The organism is Mesorhizobium sp. P5_C1 (assembly GCF_054049815.1).
Genome location: NZ_JBFULQ010000649.1, coordinates 1 through 2742, shown reverse-complemented (window position 1 = coordinate 2742; position 2742 = coordinate 1). Strand labels below are relative to the sequence as shown.

At 62.1% G+C, this 2742-nt stretch carries 2 protein-coding genes and 1 pseudogene; all 3 read left to right on the top strand.

Annotation, left to right across the window (positions count from 1 at the left end):
- Positions 1-224: pseudogene (locus ACXJ7R_RS29385) on the top strand (ABC transporter permease); the annotation flags it as partial.
- Between the two features lie 106 nt (positions 225-330).
- Positions 331-1446 carry a sugar ABC transporter substrate-binding protein gene (locus ACXJ7R_RS29380; RefSeq protein ID WP_457154889.1) on the top strand — a complete coding sequence of 372 codons (1116 nt, stop codon included), beginning with the start codon at positions 331-333 and terminating at the stop codon, positions 1444-1446.
- Positions 1447-1506: 60 nt separating this feature from the next.
- Positions 1507-2742, top strand: a 1236-nt coding sequence (locus ACXJ7R_RS29375) for a sugar ABC transporter ATP-binding protein (RefSeq protein ID WP_457154888.1), incomplete at its 3' end; no start/stop codon positions are given.

The window sequence follows — 2742 nt, the reverse complement described above, 5'->3', positions numbered from 1 at the left end:
GTCTTGAACTCGACGTCATCGCGGCCGTGATCATAGGCGGGACAAGTCTCTTCGGCGGCTATGGATCAATTGTCGGTTCCGYCGTCGGTGCAATCTTCATTGGAATTCTCGGCTTTGGTCTTCTCGTGCTCGGTCTTTCCACCAGCATCCAGGAGGTGATCAAGGGAGCCATCATCATCATTGCCGTCTCGTTGAACCGGCGTCGAAGGCAGCAGAACCCATGATCCGACCATGTGCGCTCATTCCAAGAATTCGGCCTCCGCGGCGGTAACTGCGGGGGGATCAATTTGAAAACCGGCGATGGTCGCCGACAGACGGGAGGAAAATGAAATGAAAAGACGTATTGCACTTCTGATGATGGGCGCTCTTGCAGCATCCACCGCAATGTTCACAAGCGCCTGGGCGCAGGACACCTACAAGCCCGACTGCTACGCTTCTGCGCCAGACAGTGCTTCGGTGATCTCGTATCCGAAGAAGTCCGGGCCCTACAAGATTGCCTTGGTCAACGGCTATGTCGGCAACGATTGGCGTGCCAACTCAATCCAGACCGCCAAAGCCTGGGGCGCCCGTCCCGAGAACAAGTCCAAGCTGTCCGAACTGAAGATCATATCGGTGGGCAACGATTCCACGGCGCAGATCTCTGCGATCGACAACTTCATCGCCGCCGGCTACGACGCCGTGATCATCAATGCCGTCAATCCCACCGCCTTCGACGCAGTCGTGAGGCGTGCCAAGCAAGCCGGTGTGGTGCTGGTCACCTATGACAACGTCCTCGATTCCGACCAAGTCGTGCAGATCAATGAAAACCAGGTCGAACTGGGCCGGATCAAGGCGCAGGCCGTGGTCGATGGCATCAAGGCCAAGAAGGGCAATGTTTCGGGTCAGGTTCTGGAAATCGATGGCGTCCCCGGCAACAGCGTCGACCGCGACAACCAAGCGGGCTTCAGCGAGGTCTTCTCCAAGTACCCCGATCTAAAGGCGGTCAAGGTCGAGGGCGACTGGGACGTGGGTACGGCGTCGAAAGTGACGTCCGACGCCATCGCCACCAACGGCAATTTTGACGGCATCGTTGTCCAGGAGGGCTCCGTTGGCGCGCTCGAGGCGCTGGCCGCAGCGAAGCACCCGGTCGTCCCGGTCGGCTTCGACGCCGGCAACGGCACGCGGATGCTGGTCAACAAAGGCAAGTACCCGGGGATCACCGCCGCCCAGGCGCCGGCGTTGGCCGCGATGGCGCTGGAGGCCTCGGTCGTGCTGCTGGAAGGCAACGCGCTGCCCCAGAAGGTTTTCCTGCCTATCCCGCAGAAGAACAATGCGGACCTGGCAGAGGGCCAGGATTTCTACCCCAACCTGCCTAAGACCTTCTACACGGCCACCGGCTTTCCGCAGTGCTTCCCCGTATTCACGCCGGATGAGCTGAACGGCCAGACGGCCGATAACGCCAACTAGGCAATGACACACGAACCTGGCCGGCGTCTGCGCCGGCTGGGTCGACGGCAGGGAGCGCGCATGGCCGACCGCTATGTTGAACTGAAATCGGTGTCGAAATCCTACGGTGGCGTTCCGGCGTTGACTATGGTGGATTTCCGCTGCGAGCCGGGACGCGTGCACGCCATTCTCGGCGAAAATGGCGCCGGCAAATCGACGCTGATGAAATTGTTGGCCGGTGTCATCCAGCCGGACACAGGAACGATCTCCATCGGCGGGCAGACGGTGCGCTTTTCCTCGCCGCGCGAGGCGGCCGAACAGGGCACGGTCTGCATGTTCCAGGAACTGTCACTGATGCCGCACCTTTCGGTCGGCGACAACATCGTGCTTGCCGCCCCTCGCACCCGGATGGGATTGATCGAGCGCGGCGTTTATCGGGAGGCGCGCGAGGCGCTGGACCTCGTAGGGGCCAGGTCGATCCCGCTCGGCGCCCGCGTCTCGGGCCTGTCGCTGTCCGAACGCCAGCTTGTGGAAATCGCCAAGGCCGTGTTCCGCAAGCCCAAGCTTCTTATCCTTGACGAGGCGACCTCGGCGTTGACCAGCGAACTCGTCGAAACGGTGTTCGGTGTCCTCAGAATGCTGAAGGAGCAGGGCGTCGCGATCCTTTTCATCTCGCATCGCATGCACGAGGTCGACGCCATCGCCGACCGCATATCCGTCTTCCGCAACGGCAAGCATATCGAGACCTTCGACGTCGGCGCGCGCACGACCGATGAGATCGTAGGCCTGATGATCGGCCGCTCGCTGGAAGAGCTGTTTCCGCCGCGCCGCCCGCCTGTGCCCGACACGGCGCCGCTCGTTCTGGATGTGTCGAACGTCAGTTGGCAAAGCCAGCTTGTCGACGTGTCGCTTGCCGCGCGCGCCGGCGAAATCGTCGGGCTCGGCGGTTTGGACGCGCAGGGACAGCAGCAGATCATGCATGCTGTCTTCGGTGTGCTGCGCGGCGTGACGGGCCGCATCACGCTCAATGGCAAGCGACTGAATGGTCTGCAGCCGCCGAGGGTGAAGCAATCCGATATCGGTCTGGCGCTCGTGCCTGAGGATCGCAAGACCGAAGGGTTGATCCCCAGCATGTCGGTGGCGCAAAACCTGCGCTTGGCGGTTCTTGGGCGCGCCCCCTTCGGCCTGCTCGACCTGAACGGCAACAACGAGGCCCGGCTCCAAGAACTGATCGAACGGCTGGCACTGACCTACGGTTCGCTCGACGACCCCGTCTCGACGCTGTCGGGCGGCAACCAGCAGAAGGTGGTGCTGGCC